Source organism: Stenotrophomonas sp. YJH_SMC_37, from assembly GCF_059370035.1.
Genome location: NZ_JCAFTG010000021.1, coordinates 1 through 18,886, shown reverse-complemented (window position 1 = coordinate 18,886; position 18,886 = coordinate 1). Strand labels below are relative to the sequence as shown.

At 67.9% G+C, this 18,886-nt stretch carries 17 protein-coding genes; 16 read left to right on the top strand and 1 reads right to left on the bottom strand.

Features of this window, described 5'->3' with window-relative positions:
• Positions 1–85 precede the first annotated feature (85 nt).
• Positions 86–505, bottom strand: a complete 420-nt coding sequence (locus AC5P8J_RS19475; RefSeq protein ID WP_235643019.1) for a hypothetical protein — start codon at positions 503–505, stop codon at positions 86–88.
• A gap of 196 nt (positions 506–701) precedes the next feature.
• On the opposite strand from AC5P8J_RS19475, the gene flhB reads away from it, so the two are divergent.
• The 16 genes from flhB to AC5P8J_RS19395 all read left to right on the top strand — a co-directional run.
• Entirely contained in the window at positions 702–1,832 is a 1,131-nt protein-coding gene (gene flhB / locus AC5P8J_RS19470) for a flagellar biosynthesis protein FlhB (RefSeq protein ID WP_134732470.1), read from the top strand.
• Between the two features lie 44 nt (positions 1,833–1,876).
• The gene (gene flhA / locus AC5P8J_RS19465) at positions 1,877–3,937 is read left to right on the top strand and encodes a flagellar biosynthesis protein FlhA (RefSeq protein ID WP_180832666.1); all 2,061 of its coding nucleotides are present in this window, start codon (positions 1,877–1,879) and stop codon (positions 3,935–3,937) included.
• 145 nt (positions 3,938–4,082) lie between these two features.
• Positions 4,083–5,699 carry a flagellar biosynthesis GTPase FlhF gene (gene flhF / locus AC5P8J_RS19460; RefSeq protein WP_026346972.1) on the top strand — a complete coding sequence of 539 codons (1,617 nt, stop codon included), beginning with the start codon at positions 4,083–4,085 and terminating at the stop codon, positions 5,697–5,699.
• Entirely contained in the window at positions 5,686–6,573 is an 888-nt protein-coding gene (locus tag AC5P8J_RS19455; protein ID WP_005409532.1) for a MinD/ParA family ATP-binding protein, read from the top strand. The genes flhF and AC5P8J_RS19455 overlap by 14 nt, the downstream gene beginning before the upstream one ends.
• The gene (locus AC5P8J_RS19450) at positions 6,570–7,313 is read left to right on the top strand and encodes an RNA polymerase sigma factor FliA (protein WP_019659593.1); all 744 of its coding nucleotides are present in this window, start codon (positions 6,570–6,572) and stop codon (positions 7,311–7,313) included. Before AC5P8J_RS19455 ends, AC5P8J_RS19450 begins: the two co-directional genes overlap by 4 nt.
• A 57-nt stretch (positions 7,314–7,370) precedes the next feature.
• The gene (cheY, locus tag AC5P8J_RS19445; protein WP_019659592.1) at positions 7,371–7,763 is read left to right on the top strand and encodes a chemotaxis response regulator CheY; all 393 of its coding nucleotides are present in this window, start codon (positions 7,371–7,373) and stop codon (positions 7,761–7,763) included.
• Positions 7,763–8,368 (top strand): protein phosphatase CheZ, encoded by a 606-nt coding sequence (locus tag AC5P8J_RS19440; protein WP_019659591.1) that lies wholly within the window; start codon positions 7,763–7,765, stop codon positions 8,366–8,368. Before cheY ends, AC5P8J_RS19440 begins: the two co-directional genes overlap by 1 nt.
• Positions 8,369–8,370: 2 nt before the next feature.
• Entirely contained in the window at positions 8,371–10,203 is a 1,833-nt protein-coding gene (locus AC5P8J_RS19435) for a chemotaxis protein CheA (RefSeq protein ID WP_026346971.1), read from the top strand.
• 103 nt (positions 10,204–10,306) lie between these two features.
• A complete protein-coding gene (locus AC5P8J_RS19430; protein WP_010482457.1) occupies positions 10,307–11,047 on the top strand; it encodes a flagellar motor protein in 741 nt (246 codons plus the stop codon).
• A 1-nt stretch (position 11,048) separates the two neighbouring features.
• A complete protein-coding gene (gene motD / locus AC5P8J_RS19425; protein WP_049397376.1) occupies positions 11,049–12,065 on the top strand; it encodes a flagellar motor protein MotD in 1,017 nt (338 codons plus the stop codon).
• A gap of 4 nt (positions 12,066–12,069) precedes the next feature.
• Entirely contained in the window at positions 12,070–12,852 is a 783-nt protein-coding gene (locus AC5P8J_RS19420; protein WP_019659589.1) for a ParA family protein, read from the top strand.
• Entirely contained in the window at positions 12,849–14,060 is a 1,212-nt protein-coding gene (locus AC5P8J_RS19415) for a chemotaxis protein CheW (protein WP_494540128.1), read from the top strand. Before AC5P8J_RS19420 ends, AC5P8J_RS19415 begins: the two co-directional genes overlap by 4 nt.
• Before the next feature lie 112 nt (positions 14,061–14,172).
• The gene (locus tag AC5P8J_RS19410; RefSeq protein ID WP_019659587.1) at positions 14,173–14,481 is read left to right on the top strand and encodes an STAS domain-containing protein; all 309 of its coding nucleotides are present in this window, start codon (positions 14,173–14,175) and stop codon (positions 14,479–14,481) included.
• On the top strand, positions 14,478–14,843 hold the full coding sequence (locus AC5P8J_RS19405; RefSeq protein WP_005409521.1) for a response regulator: 366 nt from the start codon (positions 14,478–14,480) through the stop codon (positions 14,841–14,843). The genes AC5P8J_RS19410 and AC5P8J_RS19405 overlap by 4 nt, the downstream gene beginning before the upstream one ends.
• A gap of 45 nt (positions 14,844–14,888) precedes the next feature.
• Positions 14,889–16,877, top strand: coding sequence for a chemotaxis protein CheA (locus AC5P8J_RS19400; protein ID WP_049397386.1), 1,989 nt, complete (start codon positions 14,889–14,891; stop codon positions 16,875–16,877).
• Between the two features lie 386 nt (positions 16,878–17,263).
• On the top strand, positions 17,264–18,886 hold a 1,623-nt coding region (locus AC5P8J_RS19395), incomplete at its 3' end, for a HAMP domain-containing methyl-accepting chemotaxis protein (protein ID WP_495217070.1).

Sequence of the window (18,886 nt, the reverse complement as noted above, 5' to 3'; positions counted from 1 at the left end):
CTTGGGGATGCTTCCTCCTGCCAGTCACCCGATGCTCAACGAGCCCTGGCCTCCCATGCCGTTGTCGCGAGCAAGATCGTCCGCTTCAGCAGGGAGGGGTAATCCTCGAGTTGTCGGAGACGGCAAACGCGACTGACTGCAACCGCTGGCAAAGTGTTGAAAGCAGGGCCATGAACTCAGAATTGGCTGCCTCAGACCATGCTCGACCGAATCGAAGAGTAAGGTGTATGGAGCTCACCGGGTCTCCATTCAGAGCGGACTCGAGCGAGTAGCGCTCACCATCCGAGAATGCACCTTGGACACATCCGGGGAACACCAACTCCAATGATGCGATTATGGCCTGGGGACATCCGATGTCCTGCACAGCCTCGACATTGGAGAGGTCTTCTTCACCGAGGTCTTCCAGCTTCAAAACGACTATGTCAAAGCTCATTGCTGCGATATCCCATCCTGCAACCCATTCAGCACCGCCCTTCTCTCTGCGTGTCTTGGCATCATGCCTCATGTAGCTGCTAGCTGCCCCCTGTACAGCAGCAGTTGAACGATCTTCCTCACCGTCTGGATGCGATAGCGCGGCAGCGCATACAGCACTGCGAACGCCAGAATGAGCAGGAGCAGACACACAGTGCTGCCGTTCGCGGCTGACGGATAGCGGCACGGTTCTTGCACGCACCCCGGCAACCCCTGCCGCAGTGCCCGTGATGTCCGAGAACGAATCCGCCGGCGAAAAGACCGAACAACCGACCGAAAAACGCCTGCGCGACGCCCGCGAACAGGGCAACCTGCCGCGCTCGCGCGAGCTCGGCACGGCCGCCGTGTTCGGCGCCGGCGTGCTGGCGGTGATGGCGATGAGCGGCTCGATCGGCCGCGGCGCCACGGCCTGGATGAAGCAGGCGCTGAGCCCGGAACAGAGCCTGCGGCAGAACCCGAAGGAACTGTTCGGCCACTTCGGCGACCTGCTGCTGCAGTTCATGCTGGTGATCGCGCCGCTGGTGCTGGTCTGCCTGCTGGCCAGCTTCGTCGCCCCGCTGGTGATGGGCGGACTGCGCTGGTCGCAGAAGGCGTTGCTACCCGACATCAACCGCATGAACCCGATGAGCGGGTTCAAGCGCCTGTATGGCCCGGAGGCCATTGCCGAATTCACCAAATCGTTGCTGCGCGTGGCCTTCGTCGGCGTCGCCGCCGGGCTGGTGGTCTGGACCGGCTTTGACACCCTGCGCGGCCTGATCCACCACCCGCTGGAGACGGCCATCACCGACGGCCTCGGCTTCACCCTGCGCCTGCTGCTGGCCACCGCCGGCGCGATGCTGGTGCTGGCCGCCATCGACGCGCCGTACCAGCGCTGGAACTGGATGCGCAAGCTGAAGATGACCCGGGAAGAGCTGCGCCGGGAAATGAAGGAAAGCGAGGGCAGCCCCGAGGTGAAGGGCCGCATCCGCCAGCTGCAGCAGCAGATGGCCAACCGCCGGATGATGGAAGCGGTACCCACCGCCGACGTGGTGGTGGTCAACCCCACCCACTACGCGGTGGCCCTGAAGTATGAGGGCGGCGCCATGAACGCCCCCACCGTGGTCGCCCTGGGCGTGGACGAGACCGCCCTGCGCATCCGTGAAGTGGCCGACGGCAACAAGGTCGCGATCGTCTCTGCCCCACCTTTGGCACGCGCCTTGTATCGGGAGGGCCAACTCGGAAAGGAAATCCCCGTGAGACTGTATTCGGCCGTCGCCCAGGTCCTGTCCTACGTCTACCAGCTGCGCGCGTGGCGCACTGGCCCGATGCCGGACGCCCCGCACATCCAGGTGGATGAATTCGGCAAGGGAGGCCGCCCGTGAGCGCCCAGCCCTCCACCGGCTTCAACACCCGCCGCGCCCTGGAAATGATCCGCCAGGGTCTTGGCGCGCCGCTGATCGTGCTGGCCCTGCTGGCCATGGTCGTGGTGCCGCTGGCCGCGCCGGTGCTCGATGCGCTGTTCACCTTCAACATTGCCATCTCGCTGATGGTGCTGCTGGCGGTGGTCTACGTGAAGCGCCCGCTGGACTTCACCATCTTCCCGATCGTGCTGCTGATCACCACCATGCTGCGGCTGGCGCTGAACGTGGCCTCCACCCGCGTGATCCTGCTCAACGGCCAGAACGGCCACGATGCCGCGGGCAAGGTCATCGCCGCCTTCGGCGAATTCGTGATCGGCGGCAACTACGCGGTGGGCATCGTGGTGTTCGCGATCCTCACCATCATCAACTTCGTGGTGATCACCAAGGGCGCCGGCCGGGTCTCGGAAGTGACCGCGCGCTTCATCCTCGACGCGATGCCCGGCAAGCAGATGGCGATCGACGCCGACCTCAACGCCGGTTTGCTGACGCGTGAAGAAGCCAAGCTGCGCCGCGAAGAAGTCCGCGAGGAAGCCGACTTCTACGGTGCGATGGACGGTGCCAGCAAGTTCATCCGCGGCGACGCCATCGCCGGCATCCTGATCCTGTTCATCAACATGCTCGGCGGCCTGGCCGTGGGTGTGCTGCAGCATGGCATGCCCTTCGGTGAAGCCGCTGCCACCTACACCCTGTTGTCGATCGGTGACGGCCTGGTGGCCCAGCTGCCGGCGCTGCTGGTCTCCAGTGCGGTGGCGATGCTGGTCACCCGCGCCTCGCGCTCGCAGGACATGGCCCAGGCCATGACCGGCCAGGTGTTTGGCCAATACCGGGCGCTGGCGATCACCGCCGGCATCATCGGCCTGGTGGGCCTGGTGCCGGGCATGCCCAACGTCGCTTTCCTGACGCTGGCGTCGATCCTCGGCTTCATTGCCTGGAAGCTGTACCGCAAGACCCAGGCCCCGGCCGCCGATGCCGCCGCAACGGGCAAGGACCCGGCGGCGCTCAGCGCCCTCGGCCGCCCGGCCGCGCCGGCGCCCACCGCCGAACTGAGCTGGGACGAACTGCGCCCGGTCGATCCGCTGGGCCTGGAGGTCGGCTACCGGCTGATTCCGCTGGTGGACAGCAACCAGGGCGGCGAACTGATGGCGCGCATCAAGGGCGTGCGCCGCAAGCTGACCCAGGATGTCGGCTTCCTGATTCCATCGGTACACATCCGCGACAACCTGGAACTGCCCGCCAACGGCTACCGCGTGCTGGTGCACGGCGTGCCGGTGGCCACCGCCGAGATCCACCCCGACCGCGAGCTCGCGCTGGACCCGGGCAGCGCGCTTGGCACGCTGGAAGGCATCGCCGGCAAGGACCCCGCGTTCGGCCTAGATGCCACCTGGATCCAACCGCACCAGCGTGCCCAGGCCGAAACGCTGGGCTACACGGTGGTCGACCCGGCCACCGTGGTCGCCACCCACCTTTCGCACCTGATCCGCGAGCACGCACCTGAGTTGCTCGGCCATGAGGAAGTGCAACACCTGCTGGCCAACCTGGCCAAGAGCGCGCCCAAGCTCGTCGAAGATCTGACGCCGAAGGCGCTGCCGCTGTCGGCGGTGGTGCGCGTGCTGCAGAACCTGCTGGTCGAGCGCATTCCGATCCGCCAGCTGCGCAAGATCGCCGAGGCACTGGTCGAACATGCGCCCAGCAGCCAGGACCCGGCCGTGCTGACCGCCGCCGTGCGCACCGCCTTGGGCCGCTTCATCGTGCAGGAGATCGCCGGAATGTCGGCGGAGCTGCCGGTGTTCACCCTCAACCCGCAATTGGAACGTGTCTTGCAGGAGTCCACGCAGGGCAACGGCGCCGCGCTGGAACCCGGACTCGCTGAGCGACTGCACCAGAGCCTGGCCGAATGTGTCAGCAAGCAGGAAGCCCGCAACGAGCCCGCGGTCGTGCTGGTACCTGGCCCGGTGCGCGCTGCGCTGGCACGCCTGGTCCGCCACAGCGTTCCGTCGCTGTCGGTCCTGGCCTACAGCGAGGTGCCGGAGGACAAGCGCCTGAAGCTGGTCGGAACGATCAGCTGACGCCGCCCGCCGACGCGCCAGAAAACAGACACCACCTTCGAACCAACGCAACAGACAGATACCAAGGGGAACCCGCACCGTGCAGACCACCGACCACCCGAGTTCCCCGGCCGCCACTCCGCCGTCTTCGCCTCGTGACCACAGCATGAAAATCAAACGATTCGTCGCCGCCGACATGCGTTCGGCCATGAACCTGGTGCGCAAGGAACATGGTCCTGATGCCGTAATCCTGTCCAACCGCCGGATCGAGGAAGGCATCGAGATCGTCGCCGCCGCCAACTACGATGAAAGCGCCGTGCAGCGTGCGCTGGAAGCCTCGCGCCGCGACGTGGCGCCGCCGCCGGCGCCCAAGCCGCGCACCGCCGCCGATGCGGTAATCGCCGCCGTCACCCGCCGTCGCAGCGCCACCCCGGCACCGGAGCCGGTCGCCGCCACCACCTCGGCGGTGGCCGCCCTCGCCCGCGCCGCGGTCGGCGCCACCGGCCGCACCCTGGACAGCGCCGACGAGATCGTGCCGACCCGCGGCAGCACCGGCTTTGCGGCCACCCTCGCGCGTGCCGCCGTCAACGAACCGGCGCTGCCGGAACAGATCTTCGCGCCGTTCGCCGAGGCCATCGTTGCACCGGCCGCCGCCGTGCCGGCCAACCGCGCCCGCTTCCCGATCGATCCGCCGCACGAGGCGCATCACGAAAGCGTGGCGCCGGCCGTGCAGCCGCCGCCGCTGCCGACCGCTGCCGTCGCCGACGCGCAGCCGGCCAGCGCCGCCAGCGAACCGGCGTTGGCCGATGCCATTGTCGAAACCGCGCCGGCCCCCACCCTGGCTCCGGCTCCGGTGCTGACGGTGGTCGCCCAGGACGACGCCGAGATCCGCCAGTTGCGCCAGGAAGTGGCCGGCATGCGCCAGGTGATCGAGCGCGAGATGAACCGCTTCACCGACGAGCGCCTGCGCGGCTGCCCGGTGCGCGCCACCGCGTTGGACCTGATGGACGAATATGGCTTCGATGCCGGCCTGGCCCGCGACGTGGCCATGCAGATCCCGCTGGAGACCGAAGCCCATCGTGGCCGCGGCCTGATGCTGGGGCTGATCTCGCGCAAGCTGCCGATCGCCCCGGTCGACCCGCTGGAAGAAGGCGGCGTGATCGCCCTGGTCGGCCCGACCGGCGCCGGCAAGACCACCACCATCGCCAAGCTGGCCTCGCGATTCGCCGAGAAGCACGCGCCGCGTGACGTCGCCCTGGTCACCACCGATACCGCCCGCATCGGCGCCCGCGAGCAGCTGTACGGCTACGGCCGCCAGCTCGGCATCGCGGTGCACGAGGCCAACAGCGGCACCGACCTGGACCAGCTGCTGGAACGCCTGAAGGACTACAAGCTGGTGCTGATCGACACCGCCGGCCTGGGCCCGCGCGACCGCGCGCTGGCCGCCCAGCTGCAGTGGCTGCGTGCCGCCCGCCAGGTGCGCACCCTGCTGGTGCTGCCGGCCAATACCAGCTTCGGCGACATGGACGAGGTGGTCCGCCGCTTCGGCGCCGCCAACCTGCAGGGTCTGGTGCTGAGCAAGCTGGACGAGACCGGCCGCTTCGGCAACGCCCTGTCTGTGGCCGTGGACCATGCCCTGCCGATCACCTGGGTGACCGATGGCCAGGACGTCCCGGAGGACCTGCACCGGGCCAGTGCAGCCAATCTCGTACTTCGCCTTGAAGATTTGCGCCGAGCGGCCGATATGCCCTGCAACCCGGAGTTGAACCATGCCGTCGCGTGAGTACGCCAAGCTGACCAAGACCTTCCCGCTGTCGGCCACCCGCAGCGAGCCGCTCGGCCCTGTGCGCACCATCGCGGTGACCGGCGGCAAGGGCGGCGTGGGCAAGACCAACGTCTCGGCCAACCTGGCTGTGGCGCTGGCGGGCATGGGCAAGCGCACGCTGCTGCTGGACGCCGACCTGGGCCTGGCCAACATCGACGTGATCCTGGGCTTGAACCCCACCTTTACGCTGGCCGACCTGGTGGCCGGCCGCTGCTCGCTGGACGACGTCATCGTCGAAGGCCCGAACGGCGTGCTGGTCGTCCCGGCCGCTTCCGGCCGCCGGCACATGGCCGAGCTGGCCCCGGCCGAGCATGTCGGCCTGGTCAACGTGTTCTCCGAACTGGAACGCGAGCTGGACATCATGGTGGTCGATACCGCCGCCGGCATCACCGACGGCGTGCTGACCTTCTGCCAGGCCGCGCAGGACACCGTGGTGGTGGTCTGTGACGAACCGGCCTCGATCACCGACGCCTATGCGCTGATCAAGGTGCTGTCGCGCGAGCGCGGCGTGGACCGCATCCAGGTGGTGGCCAACATGGTGCGCGACCCCAACGAGGGCCGCGTGCTGTACGAAAAGCTGACCCGGGTCTGCGAGAAATTCCTCGCCGATGTCTCGCTGAACTATCTGGGCTGTGTGCCGCAGGATGATTGGCTGCGCCTGTCGGTGCAGCGCCAGCAGCCAGTGGTAAAGGCCTACCCGTCCAGCCCGGCCGCGCTGGCGATCACCGAGATCGCGCGCCGCACCGCACGCTGGCAGGCGCCGACCGAACCGCGTGGCGGCGTCGAGTTCTTCCTCGAGCGCATTCTCAAGCAGCGCGGGGTGGCCGCATGAAAGGCGCAGCCCAGTACCGGGAGGTCCAGCGCTCGGCGGCCAACGAGGTCATCTCCCAGCACTCGGACCTGGTGCGGCGCATCGCCCACCACCTGGCCGCACGCCTGCCGGCGAGCGTGGAGGTGGACGACCTGATCCAGGCCGGCATGATGGGGCTGATCGAAGCGTCGCGCAGCTACGACGCCGACCAGGGCGCCTCGTTCGAGACCTACGCCTCGATCCGCATCCGCGGTTCGATGATCGACGAGATCCGCCGTGGCGACTGGGTGCCGCGCTCGGTGCATCGCCGCGCACGCGACGCCGCTGCCACCATCCGCCGCCTGGAACAGAGCACCGGCCGTGCCGCCAGCGCCACCGAAGTGGCCGCCGCGATGGAGATGCCGCTGCCCGAATACCTGCGGCTGATGGAAGACGCCGCGCGTGGCCAGGTGCTGAGCCTGGAGTCACGCATCGAGGACCAGGGCGAGCTGGACACCGTCGCCCAGGGCGGCCCGACCCCGCAGCAGGTGCTGGAGCGCGGCGAGTTCGGCCGCGAGCTGGGCAAGGCCATCGGCCACCTGCCCGAGCGCGAACAGCTGGTGCTCTCGCTCTATTACGAGCAGGAACTGAACCTGAAGGAGATCGGCGCGGTGCTCGGCGTGAGCGAGTCGCGGGTCTGCCAGATCCACGGCCAGGCCGTGCTGCGCCTGCGTGGACGATTGAAGATTTTCGAGGCGGCCGACGCCGGCCTGGAAGAGTGAACATGCCCGAGGCGGCTGCCCCCGGCCACCCGGAATGAACAACAAAGGAACTCTGCTTTGAACAAGAACATGCGCATCCTGATCGTCGACGACTTCTCGACCATGCGTCGCATCGTCAAGAACCTGCTGGGCGATCTTGGCTTCACCAATACCGCCGAAGCCGAGGACGGGCATGCCGCGCTGTCGCTGCTGCAGAGCCAGTCGTTCGATTTCGTCGTCACCGACTGGAACATGCCGGTGATGACCGGCATCGAGCTGCTCAAGGCGATCCGCGCCGATGCCAAGCTGAAGACCCTGCCAGTGCTGATGGTCACTGCCGAAGCCAAGCGCGAACAGATCATCGAAGCCGCCCAGAACGGCGTGAACGGATACATCATCAAGCCCTTCACCGCGCAGACGCTGGAAGAAAAGCTCGGCAAGATCTTCGAACGCCTGGCGGCCAGCGCCTGATGGATACCACGGTCGACAAGAACGCCCTCGCCCTGCGCCTGCAGGAAGCCCTGGACGCACTGGAGTCCGGTGACGAAGCTGCCTGGCGGCAACGCATCGACGGACTGGTCGCGCTGCGCACGCAGCCGATGATGAGCGGCCTGTCGCGGCTGGCCCGCGAGCTGGGACAGGCGCTGGGTGAACTGCCGACCGTGCCCAGCGAGGCCGGTGAACTGGATGACGCCTGCGCGCGCCTGGACCACGTGGTGGCGATGACCGAACAGGCCACCCACCGCACTCTGGACCTGGCCGAGGAATGCCGCAGCCTGACCGAACAGCTGCGTGCCGAAGGCCTGCAGCCAGGCCAGGACGCGCAGCTCGAGCGCATCCGCCACAACCTGACCGAGATCGCCCTGACCCAGAGCTACCAGGACCTGACCGGGCAGATCATCCGTCGCGTGGTCGGCATCGTCCGCCGCGTGCACGAGGGCTTCGGCGCACTCGGCCTGCCGCCGGAACAGCATCGCACCGACCCGGCACTGGCCGGGCCGGCACTGAAGGGACTGGACCGCCACGCGGTCTCGCAGAACGACGCCGACGACCTGTTGTCGGATCTGGGGCTGTAAGCATGAGCGCGGTATCCGACGACATCACTGCCGATTTCATCATCGAGGCGCAGGAGATCCTGGACCGCCTCGGCGAACAGCTGGTGTCGCTGGAGCAGGCACCGCAGGACAGCGACCAGCTCAATGCGGTGTTCCGCGGCTACCACACGCTCAAGGGCGGCGCCGGCTTCCTCGGCGTCACTGCCATGGTCGAGCTGTGCCACGCCGCTGAGGAGGCGCTGGGCGCGGCGCGCGCCGGCCAGGCCGTGCTGCAGGCCCACCACTTCGACGCGGCCCAGCAATCACTGGATTACCTGCAGTCGATGCTGGACGCCGTGTCGTCCGGCACCGAGCCGGGCTATGCGCCGCCGGACCTGATCGCCCAGTTCGACGTGCACGGGGGTGCCGTGGCTGCGCCCGCCGCCGCCGCAGCACCCGCCGCGGGGGGCAGCGACCTGATCACCGACGACGAATTCGAGGCGCTGCTCGACCAGCTGCACGGTGGCAATGCTCCGACTGCGATCGCGCCGGCAAAAAAAGCCGACGACGGCCTGATCAGCGAGGACGAGTTCGAAGCCCTGCTCGACCAGTTGCACGGTGGCGCCGCACCGGGTGCCAAGCCTGCTGCAGTCCTGGCACCGGCGCCGGCGCCCGCGCCGCGCCCGGTCGCTGCACCGGCACCCGTGGCCAAGCCGGCGGCCAAGCCGCTGGCCGAGGCCGAACACACGGTGCGCGTTGATACCAAACGCCTGGACGCGATCGTCAACCTGATCGGCGAACTGGTGCTGTCGCGCAATCGGCTCAAGACCCTGCGTGCACGCCTGCGAGATGAAGAGCTGGACCGCGCCGTGTCGACGCTGGATATCGCCACCGCGCGCCTGCAATCGGCGGTGATGCGCACCCGCATGCAGCCGGTGGGCAAGGTGTTCTCGCGGTTCCCCAAGGTCGCCCGCGACGTTGCCCGCTCGCTGAAGAAGGAAGTGGACCTGGAGCTGATCGGTGCCGAGACCGAGCTCGACCGCAACTTGGTCGAGGCCCTGGCCGACCCGCTGGTGCACCTGGTCCGCAACGCCATCGACCATGGCGTGGAAATGCCCGACCTGCGCGAAGCACAAGGCAAGCCGCGGATGGGCCATGTACGCCTGTCGGCGCAGCAGGAAGGCGACTACGTCAGCATCGAGGTGCAGGACGATGGCGCCGGCATCGACCCGGAGAAGCTGCGCGCCAAGGCGCGCGAGAAGGGCCTGATCGATCCGGAAGCCGCCGCCCGCCTGAGCAGCGAGGAGTGCCTGCACCTGGTGTTCCTGCCGGGCTTCTCGACCAAGCAGCAGGTCACCGATATCTCCGGCCGTGGCGTCGGCATGGACGTGGTGCAGTCGCGCATCCGCGAACTGAGCGGCCAGATCCAGATCCAGTCGGAACTGGGTCGTGGCAGCCGCTTCCTGATCCGCGTGCCGCTCACCCTGGCGATCCTGCCGACCCTGCTGGTGCAGGCCGGCGAGGACGTCTACGCGCTACCGCTGGCACGCGTGATGGAAGTGCTGCACGCGCCGCGCACCTCGCTGGGCTGGTTCGATGGCCGCGCCGTGCTTGATCGCCGCTCGCACACCCTGCCGCTGGTCGACCTGCGCCAGTGGCTGGATGTGACGCCGGCCGCGTCAACCCTGCTGACCATCGTGGTGCTGCAGGCCGGCGAAGCCCGCTTCGGGCTGGTCGTGGACCAGGTGCGCGGGCGTGAGGAAGTGGTCATCAAGCCACTGCCAAAAGCCCTGCGCGGCCTGCGCGGTTATGCCGGTGCAACCTTGATCGGCGATGGTCGCATGGCCCTGATCCTGGACGTGGACGGGCTGCGTTGAACCCCGCCAGGGCCATGCCCGGCGACCCGAAAAACTGTGACTACCGTCTGTACGCGATCTACCGGTGTCTCAAGTCCCATTCATACACGCCGATACCGGAACCATGGATAGACTCAGCCTCATTGGACTCTTTCTCGCCCTGGCCTCGCTGGTCGGCGGCAGCATCCTCAAGGGCGCCGGCCTGGCGTCGTTGTGGTCGCCTGCGGCGTTCGTGATCGTCATCGTCGGCACCGTCGCCGCGATCCTGCTGCATACCTCGCCGGCGGTGTTCAAGCATGCGTTCAAGATCGTGCGCTGGGTCGTACGCCCGCCACACAGTGATCGCCGCGAACTGATCCAGCAGATCGTCGAGTGGAGCAACATCGCCCGCCGCCAGGGCCTGCTGGGTCTGGAATCGCAGGTGGAAGCGCAGCAGGACCCGTTCCTGCGCAAGGGCCTGCAGCTTCTGGTGGACGGCGTCGAGCCCGAATCGATGCGGCACATGCTGGAAATCGAACTGGGCAGCCAGGAACACCAGGACCAGGCCGGCGCCAAGGTCTTCGAAGCGATGGGCATCTACGCCCCGACCCTCGGCATCATCGGCGCCGTGCTCGGCCTGATCGCGGTGATGAAGAACCTGGCCGACCCGAGCAAGCTCGGCCACGGCATCGCCGCCGCGTTCACCGCCACCATCTACGGCATCGCCTCGGCCAACCTGCTGTTCCTGCCGGTGGCTGCCAAGCTCAAGAGTGTGATCTCGCACAACACCCGCGACCGCGAAATGGTCATTGAAGGGCTGATCTCGATCGCCCAGGGCGAGAACCCGCGCAACATCGAAACCAACCTTTCCGGCTTCCTGCACTGACATGGCCCGCCGCAAGCACCACGAAGAGCACGCCAACCATGAAGCATGGGCGATCCCCTATGCCGACCTGATGACGCTGCTGCTCGCCTTCTTCGTGGTCATGTACGCGATCTCCTCGGTCAACGAGGGCAAGTACCGGATCATGGCCGACGCGCTCACCGATGCCTTCGGTGGCGCACCGCGCACCATCAACCCGGTGCAGGTGGGGAACAAGCAGGTGCAGGGTGGCGGCTGGGACAGCCCTTCGGTGATCAAGTCCGGCACCAAGATCGGCCCCTCCGCGCCGGCGCCGTCGCACGACCCGACCCTGCTGCCGTCGATGGCCTCGCAGATGCGCATGCCGGTCTCCGTGCACAACCAGGAACAGATCGCCCGTGCCGAGCGCCAGCTCAACAGCATCGCCGACCGCCTCACCGCTGCATTGGCGCCGCTGATCGACCGCGGCATGATCAGCGTGCGCCGCACCGAGTTGTGGATTGAAGTGGAGATCAACAGCGACATCCTGTTCCCCACCGGCTCGGCCGCGCTGGACGTGCATGCACGGCAGACGCTGGCCAGCCTCGCCGAGGTGCTGCGTGACGTGCCCAACAGCGTGCGCGTGGAAGGCCACACCGACAACGTGCCGATCGCCACCGCCACCTTCCCTTCGAACTGGGAACTGTCGGCCGGACGCGCCGCCAGCGTGGTGCATCTGTTCGCCGACCAGGGCGTGCAGCCGTCGCGGCTGGCGATGGTCGGCTATGGCCAGTTTCGTCCGCGCGAAGAGAACGACAGCGCGCAGGGGCGCAACCGCAACCGCCGGGTGATGGTCATCATCCTGGCCGACACCTCGCATTCGGTGGATCCGCTCGGCCAGCGCCTCAATGCGGCCACCGGCGCCGTCGACAACAGCACCACCGAACAAGCCGCCGCAACTCCGGCCAGCGCCCCCACCTCCCCCATCGCACCGGTGAAGTTGCCGCCGGTGCCGGCTGGCAGCCGCGTCGGCGCCGCCGTTCCCCCGGCAATGAAGGAGTAAACCGATGCGCATCTGGGCAATCGCCAACCAGAAGGGCGGAGTCGGCAAGACCACCACCACCCTCGCCCTCGGCCGCGGCCTGGCCGCGCTGGGCCATCGCGTGCTGCTGATCGATCTCGATCCGCACGCCTCGCTCAGCCGCGCCTTCGGCGTACCGGTGGATCCGCCGCCGGCCGGCGTGCTGGAACTGTTCGGCGCTCCGCCGGCCGATCTTTCCAGCCTGTGCCATGCCAGCAGCATCCAAGGCCTGGACTATGTCTGCGCGCAGTCGGCGCTGGCCACGCTGGAGCGCCGCAGCGCCAACCAGCCCGGCCTCGGCCTGGCCCTGCAGAACGCACTGGCGCGCCACCAGGGCCAGCACGACTACATCCTGCTGGACTGTGCCCCCACCCTTGGCCTGTTGATGATCAACGCGCTGGCCGCTGCCGACCGCCTGATCATCCCCACCCAGGCCGAGCCGCTGGCCCTGCATGGCCTGGACGGCATGGTCCGCACCGGCGAGATGGTCGAGCGCTCGCGCCGCCGCCCGCTGCCGATCTCGATCCTGCCGACCCTGTTCGACCGCCGCACCCGCGCCGGCAACGAGTCGCTGCGCACCATGCAGGATCGTCATGGCACCCGCGTGTGGGAAGACGCCATTCCGATCGACACCCGCATCAGCAATGCCGCAGGCCTGACCCTGCCCAGCGTTGGTGAGGAGTACCCGGGCCGCGGCCTGGCCGCCTATCGCCGCGCACTGAACTGGATCCTCGGTGAGGATGCCCGCGCCCTGGAGCAGGCCGCATGAACAGCACCGGCGTACTGGACGACTATCTGGACGAACTGCTGGGCGAAGCGATCGCTCCGGCCGTCGTGCTTCCAACGCCTGACAGCGTCGCCCCGGCCCCGGCCAGCATATCGCAACCGGACCATGAGCCGACCTGGGATGACCTGCCGGCCGAGGTGATCTACGAAACCGACACCGTCGCCGCGGCGCCTGCCGCGGACAACGCCGCGCTCGAAGCCGCCTTCGAGGCCGCCGCAACGGCCGGGCGCGAACCCACCTGGGACGATCTGCCTGCCGAGGTGATCTACGAAACGGAGACTGTTGCCGTTGCACCGGCAGAGGACGACGCAGCACTGGAGGCCGCCTTCGAGGCCGCCGCAATGCCGGTCGCCGCTCCCGAGCGGGAACCGACCTGGGATGATCTGCCTGACGAGGTGATCCACGAGACGGCCCCGGCCAAGGCCGACCCGGAGCCCACCTGGGACGACCTGCCCGACGAAGTGATCTACGAGACCGACGCGGCCGACAGCCATCACCTCGCCCACACTGACAGCCCCGGCCTGCAGGCAGCGTTCGAGGCCGCTGCCGGCGGCGCGGATGTCCCCACGCCGCCCCCGGCCGTGGTAGCGCCCCCGGCGCCGCGCCCTGCGCCCGCGCCTGCCCCGGCTGCGCCCGCTGCCGTCGCGCCGCCGCCCCGCGTTGCCGTGGATGCCCCGGCCACCAACCGTCCCGGCACCTGGCAGGAACTGCAGGCACAGGCTCTCCAGCCCGCCAGCAGCCCGCATCCGCAGAACCGCCGCGCCGGCGAGCGCACCTCGCGCTGGCTGCGCCTGCGTTGCGGCGCCCAGGCTTATGCGCTGGAACTGCTGAAGGTGCAGGAAGTGGTGCTGCCAGTTCCCCTGCTGCCATTGCGCGGCACCGCACCAGCGATGCTCGGCATCATGAACCTTCGGGGCCAGGTGGTACCGGTGATGGATCTCGGCCTGCACCTGGGTGCGGCCGCTGCCGAAGACGATTCGCAGACCCGCATCGTGGTGCTGGAGGAAGACGGCGAAACCATCGGCCTGCGCGTATCGGCGGTGGAAGATGTCGCCAACCTTACCGACTCGCAGATCGAGCCGCCTGATACCGCGCGCATCTGCCAGATTTCCAACGACCTGTTCCGTGGCGTCGCCCGGGTCAGCCAGCGTCCGATGATCCTGCTCGACGCCACACGGCTGTTGAGTTGAGTCGGCGCTTTGCGCCGACGCGGTGCCTGTCGGGGACGCAACGCGTCGATTCCCCTAAAGAACCCTGCCGGGGTGCCGTTATGGATCACGGAACCGTTTGTCCGGAGCAACGATGAGCACTGTCGAACTGGGTGGGGATCTCGGCATCGAGAGCAGCACCGAGCTCAAGAACCGCCTCGCCCCGCTGGTGGCGCAGGCAGGCGAGCTGACCCTGGATGCAAGCCAGGTCGCCCGCATCCACACGGCCGCCGTGCAGGTGCTGTGTGCATTCGTGCAGGCCCGCCGCGAGGCCGGCCTGGGCACCGGCTTCCACGGTTGCACCGCAACCTTCCGTGACGCCGCGCGCCTGCTGGGCGTCACCCAGGCCCTGGGCCTGGACGCAACCCATGACAACCTGAAATCTGTGGAGAACGCTGCATGAGCGCACGTATCTTGGTGGTGGACGATTCGGCGTCGATGCGCCAGATGGTTTCCTTCGCCCTCACCTCGGCCGGTTTTGCCGTCGAAGAAGCCGAAGACGGCGCGGTCGCGCTCGGTCGCGCCAAGGGCCAGCGCTTCAACGCGGTGGTCACCGACGTCAACATGCCGAACATGGACGGCATCGCGCTGATCCGCGAACTGCGCCAGCTGCCGGACTACAAGTTCACCCCGCTGCTGATGCTGACCACCGAATCGGCCGCCGACAAGAAGTCCGAAGGCAAGGCCGCCGGTGCCACCGGCTGGCTGGTCAAGCCGTTCAATCCGGAACAGCTGGTCGCCACCGTGCAGAAAGTGCTGGGCTGATCGCCCCCCACCGCTTCCCTTCTTCGCTTCCGGACCACCAATGCCATGAGCATGGACCTGCAACGCTTCCACGCCACCTTCTTCGAGGAGAGCCGCGAAGGCCTCGACGCGATGGAGGCTGGCCTGCTGGCCCTGGAATCGGGGCAGCAGGACGCGGAGATCATCAATTCGGTATTCCGCGCCGCCCACTCGATCAAGGGCGGCGCCGGCACCTTCGGCTTCGATGCCATCGCCGGCCTGACCCACGTGCTGGAAACGCTGCTCGATGAGCTGCGTGCCGGCAAGCGGGCGCTGGAAGGCCATGCCGTCGACGCCATGCTGTCTTCGGTGGACGTGCTTCGCGCCCTGCTGCGCGAAGCCGAACACGGCCAGGCTGCCGACCCCGCCGCTGTCGCCGCAGTGAAGGCGCGCCTGGAAGCCGTTCTCTCCGGCCAGGCCGCATCGAGCGCTCCGGTCGCGGCAGCGGCCAAGGTGGACGATACCCCCGAAGCCTGGCAGATCGGATTCACTCCGGCGCCGTCGCTGTTCATGAGCGGCAACGACCCGCTGCGCATCATCCGCGAGCTGGAACACCTCGGCTCGCTGCAGGTCGCCGCGCGCATGGAACGCCTGCCCGGCTTCGCCCAGCTCGACCCGCTGGAGGCCCACCTGGCGTGGGATCTGGGCCTGGTCGGCAAGGTGCCGCGCAGCAAGATCGAAGACACCTTCGCCTGGGTGCTGGACGACTGCGAACTGGACATCCGTCCGGCCGCGCCGCCAAGCCTGGCCACCCAGGCCCCGGCCGCAGCTGCCCCCGCTCCGGTGGCAGCGGCGCCGTCGGCACCTGCCGCGCCAGCCGCCAGTGGCGGCGCCAACCAGGAAGCGGAAACCTCGATCCGCGTCAGCGTCGACAAGGTCGATGCGCTGATCAACCTGGTCGGCGAACTGGTCATCACCCAGGCCATGCTCAAGCAGGTCTCGCACGCACTGGACCCGGTCCACGCCGAAAGCCTGTTCGCCGGCCTGGACCAGCTTGAACGCAACACCCGCGACCTGCAGGAAGCGGTAATCGGCGTGCGCATGCTGCCGGTCGATGCGGTGTTCCGCCGTTTCCCGCGCCTGGTCCGCGACCTGTCCAGCCGTCTCGGCAAGCAGGTGCGCCTGCGCACCGTCGGCGAAGGTACCGAGCTGGACAAGGGCCTGATCGAGAAGATCGCCGATCCGCTGGTGCACCTGGTGCGCAACTCGATCGACCACGGCCTGGAAATGCCCGACGTGCGCCGCGGTGCAGGCAAGGACGAGACCGGCACGATCACCCTGGCGGCCTCGCATCAGGGCGGCCATATCGTCATCGAAGTCAGCGACGATGGCCGTGGCCTGGACCGCGCCAAGATCCTGGCCAAGGCTCACGAACGCGGCCTGGCCGTGCCGGACAACCCGACCGATTCGCAGGTCTGGGACCTGATCTTCCAGCCAGGCTTCTCCACGGCCGATGCGGTCACCGACCTGTCCGGGCGTGGTGTCGGCATGGACGTGGTCCGCCGCAACATCCAGGCACTGGGCGGCGAGGTGCAGATCGAAAGCAGCCTCGGTACCGGCACCCGCACGCTGATCCGCCTGCCGCTGACCCTGGCCATCCTCGACGGCATGACCGTAGCAGTGGCCGGCGAAACCCTGATCCTGCCCCTGGCGTACGTGCTGGAGGCGCTGCAGCCGCAGGCCGAGGACATCCGCAGCATGGCCGGCGAGGGCCGCGTGCTGCGCGTGCGTGGCGAGTACCTGCCGATCCTCTCGCTGAGCGAGTACTACGGCTACGGCAACCGCGCACCCGGCAGCGAATCGCTGGTGGTGGTGGTCGAAGGTGATGGCCAGAAGATTGCGCTGGAGGTGGACGAACTGGTCGGCCAGCAGCAGGTCGTGGTGAAGAACATCGAGAACAACTACCGCCGCATCGGCGGAGTATCCGGCGCCACCATCCTCGGCGACGGCCGGGTCGCGCTGATCGTCGACATCGGTGGGTTGGTGCGCTCGCTGCGGATGCCGCAGGCGGCCTGATCCACGCTGCATGCGAACCATGGACCGCCGCCCCTCGGGGCGGCGGTTTTCGTTTGTGTTCGCCCTGCCAGTGGGGTCAGATTCCCTTCCGCAGGAACGGAATCTGACTGCGGGACGGCACCCCGAAACCAAATCGTGAACTCCGTCGGCACGCTAGTTGCTGTCGCAACCACTTCATCCAATCGAAAACCGCTTCGCTGCAACGCTTCCGTGCTGCCCTCCCTACGCATCCGAATGTGATCTGCGTCCATAAAGTCCATCGAGACTGCGCCGCTATTTCGCATTGACGGCCGTCACCGAACCCCACCGGGAACCACCGTTCGCTCTGCAACCACCCCCAAACCGGCGCACAGACGCCGGCACTCTGCCCACCTGGAGCACCCTGCATGAAGTGGTTCCAAGATCTGCCCATCGCCCGCAAGCTGGCTGTGGGGTTCACCCTCACCACGTTGATGACCCTGATCCTCGGCGCGTTCGCCCTGCTGCGACTGAGCGAAGCCAACGCGCAGCTACGCGACATGGCTGGCAACGATATCCCCTCGGTCCAGCACCTGGGCGAGGCGCGCTCGCAGCTCGGGGAGTTCCGCACCTACGAACTGGCCCAGCTGAGCATGCTCGACCAGCCGGAAAAGGTGGCCGACTACAACAAGCGCATGGACGACACCGCCAAGGCCGTACATGACGAACTGGCGGCGTACGCGGCGCTGCCGGCGCTGGACAAGGAGCGTGAACTGTATCGCGCAGCCAGCGCGCAACTGGATCGCTACTTCGCCGCCAACAAGGCGATGCGCGACGCCGTGACCGCCGGTGACGGCGCCCTGGCGCGGCAGATCTCCGACGAGCAGTCACGCCCGGCGCGCCGCGACCTGTTCGCTGCGATGAAGGCACTGGGCGCCCATATCGCCGGGCAGATGGACGGCAAGATCGCCGACGCCAACGCCACCCATCGCAACAGCATGATCGCCATCATCGGCTGCATCATCCTGCTGTCGCTGGTGGCCGCCGCGCTGGCCATCGTCATCTCGCGCGCGGTCACCGGCCCGCTGGGCAAGGCCGTGCATGCCATCCAGGCGGTCGCCCGCGGCGATCTCAGCGTCAGCACCCAGGCCACCAGCAGGGACGAAGCCGGCAGGATGCTTACGGCCACGGCCGAAATGACCGCAATGCTGCGCCGTTTCAGCGAGCAGACGCAGCTGATGGCACAGATGCATGCCGGCCCGGACATCAGCCACCGTATTCCGGAAGACTTCCCGGGCGTCTACGGCCAGCTGGCCAGCGGCATCAACACGGTGATCTTCGAACACCTCGATGCGATCGTCGATGCCATTGAAGTGCTCAACCAGTACGCCATCGGCAACCTTGCTCCGGACGCCCGCCGCCTGCCCGGCAGCCGCGCGATCCTGCACGAATCGATGGACGCCGCCAAGGCCAGCCTGCTGGCCATCAATACGCAGATCCAGCACCTGGCCTCGGCCGCCGCTGCGGGCGACTTCAGCCAGCGCGGTGACGCGCAGCGCTTCGATCACGATTTCCGCGTGATGATCGAGCAGCTCAACAGCATGATGCAGGTCGCCGACGGCAACCTCGGCCAGCTCTCGCAGCTGCTGCAGTCGATCGCCGCCGGCGACCTGACCGCACGCATGGACGGCCAGTTCAACGGCGTGTTCGCGCGCATGCGCGACGACGCCAACACCACCGTCGCACAGCTGACCCAGATCGTCAGCCAGATCCAGGCCAGTGCCTCCAGCATCACCCTCGCCGCTGGCGAGATCGCGTCCGGCAACAGCGACCTGTCGCGCCGTACCGAGCAGCAGGCCGCCAACCTGGAAGAGACTGCCGCCTCGATGGAGGAACTGACCTCCACCGTGCGCCAGAACGCCGAACACGCCCGCCAGGCCAACCAGCTCGCCATCGGCGCCCATGGCGTCGCCTCGCAGGGCGGTGAGGTGGTCGGCCAGGTGGTTACCACCATGTCGGCCATCGAAGCCTCGTCGAAGAAAATCGCCGAG

Bases quoted from the DNA above. Each gene is read 5' to 3' on its own strand.
- AC5P8J_RS19475 (WP_235643019.1), bottom strand. From the start codon at position 505: ATGAGGCATGATGCCAAGACACGCAGAGAGAAGGGCGGTGCTGAATGG.
- flhB (WP_134732470.1), top strand. From the start codon at position 702: ATGTCCGAGAACGAATCCGCCGGCGAAAAGACCGAACAACCGACCGAA.
- flhA (WP_180832666.1), top strand. From the start codon at position 1,877: ATGATCCGCCAGGGTCTTGGCGCGCCGCTGATCGTGCTGGCCCTGCTG.
- flhF (WP_026346972.1), top strand. From the start codon at position 4,083: ATGAAAATCAAACGATTCGTCGCCGCCGACATGCGTTCGGCCATGAAC.
- AC5P8J_RS19455 (WP_005409532.1), top strand. From the start codon at position 5,686: ATGCCGTCGCGTGAGTACGCCAAGCTGACCAAGACCTTCCCGCTGTCG.
- AC5P8J_RS19450 (WP_019659593.1), top strand. From the start codon at position 6,570: ATGAAAGGCGCAGCCCAGTACCGGGAGGTCCAGCGCTCGGCGGCCAAC.
- AC5P8J_RS19440 (WP_019659591.1), top strand. From the start codon at position 7,763: ATGGATACCACGGTCGACAAGAACGCCCTCGCCCTGCGCCTGCAGGAA.
- AC5P8J_RS19435 (WP_026346971.1), top strand. From the start codon at position 8,371: ATGAGCGCGGTATCCGACGACATCACTGCCGATTTCATCATCGAGGCG.
- AC5P8J_RS19430 (WP_010482457.1), top strand. From the start codon at position 10,307: ATGGATAGACTCAGCCTCATTGGACTCTTTCTCGCCCTGGCCTCGCTG.
- motD (WP_049397376.1), top strand. From the start codon at position 11,049: ATGGCCCGCCGCAAGCACCACGAAGAGCACGCCAACCATGAAGCATGG.
- AC5P8J_RS19420 (WP_019659589.1), top strand. From the start codon at position 12,070: ATGCGCATCTGGGCAATCGCCAACCAGAAGGGCGGAGTCGGCAAGACC.
- AC5P8J_RS19415 (WP_494540128.1), top strand. From the start codon at position 12,849: ATGAACAGCACCGGCGTACTGGACGACTATCTGGACGAACTGCTGGGC.
- AC5P8J_RS19410 (WP_019659587.1), top strand. From the start codon at position 14,173: ATGAGCACTGTCGAACTGGGTGGGGATCTCGGCATCGAGAGCAGCACC.
- AC5P8J_RS19405 (WP_005409521.1), top strand. From the start codon at position 14,478: ATGAGCGCACGTATCTTGGTGGTGGACGATTCGGCGTCGATGCGCCAG.
- AC5P8J_RS19400 (WP_049397386.1), top strand. From the start codon at position 14,889: ATGAGCATGGACCTGCAACGCTTCCACGCCACCTTCTTCGAGGAGAGC.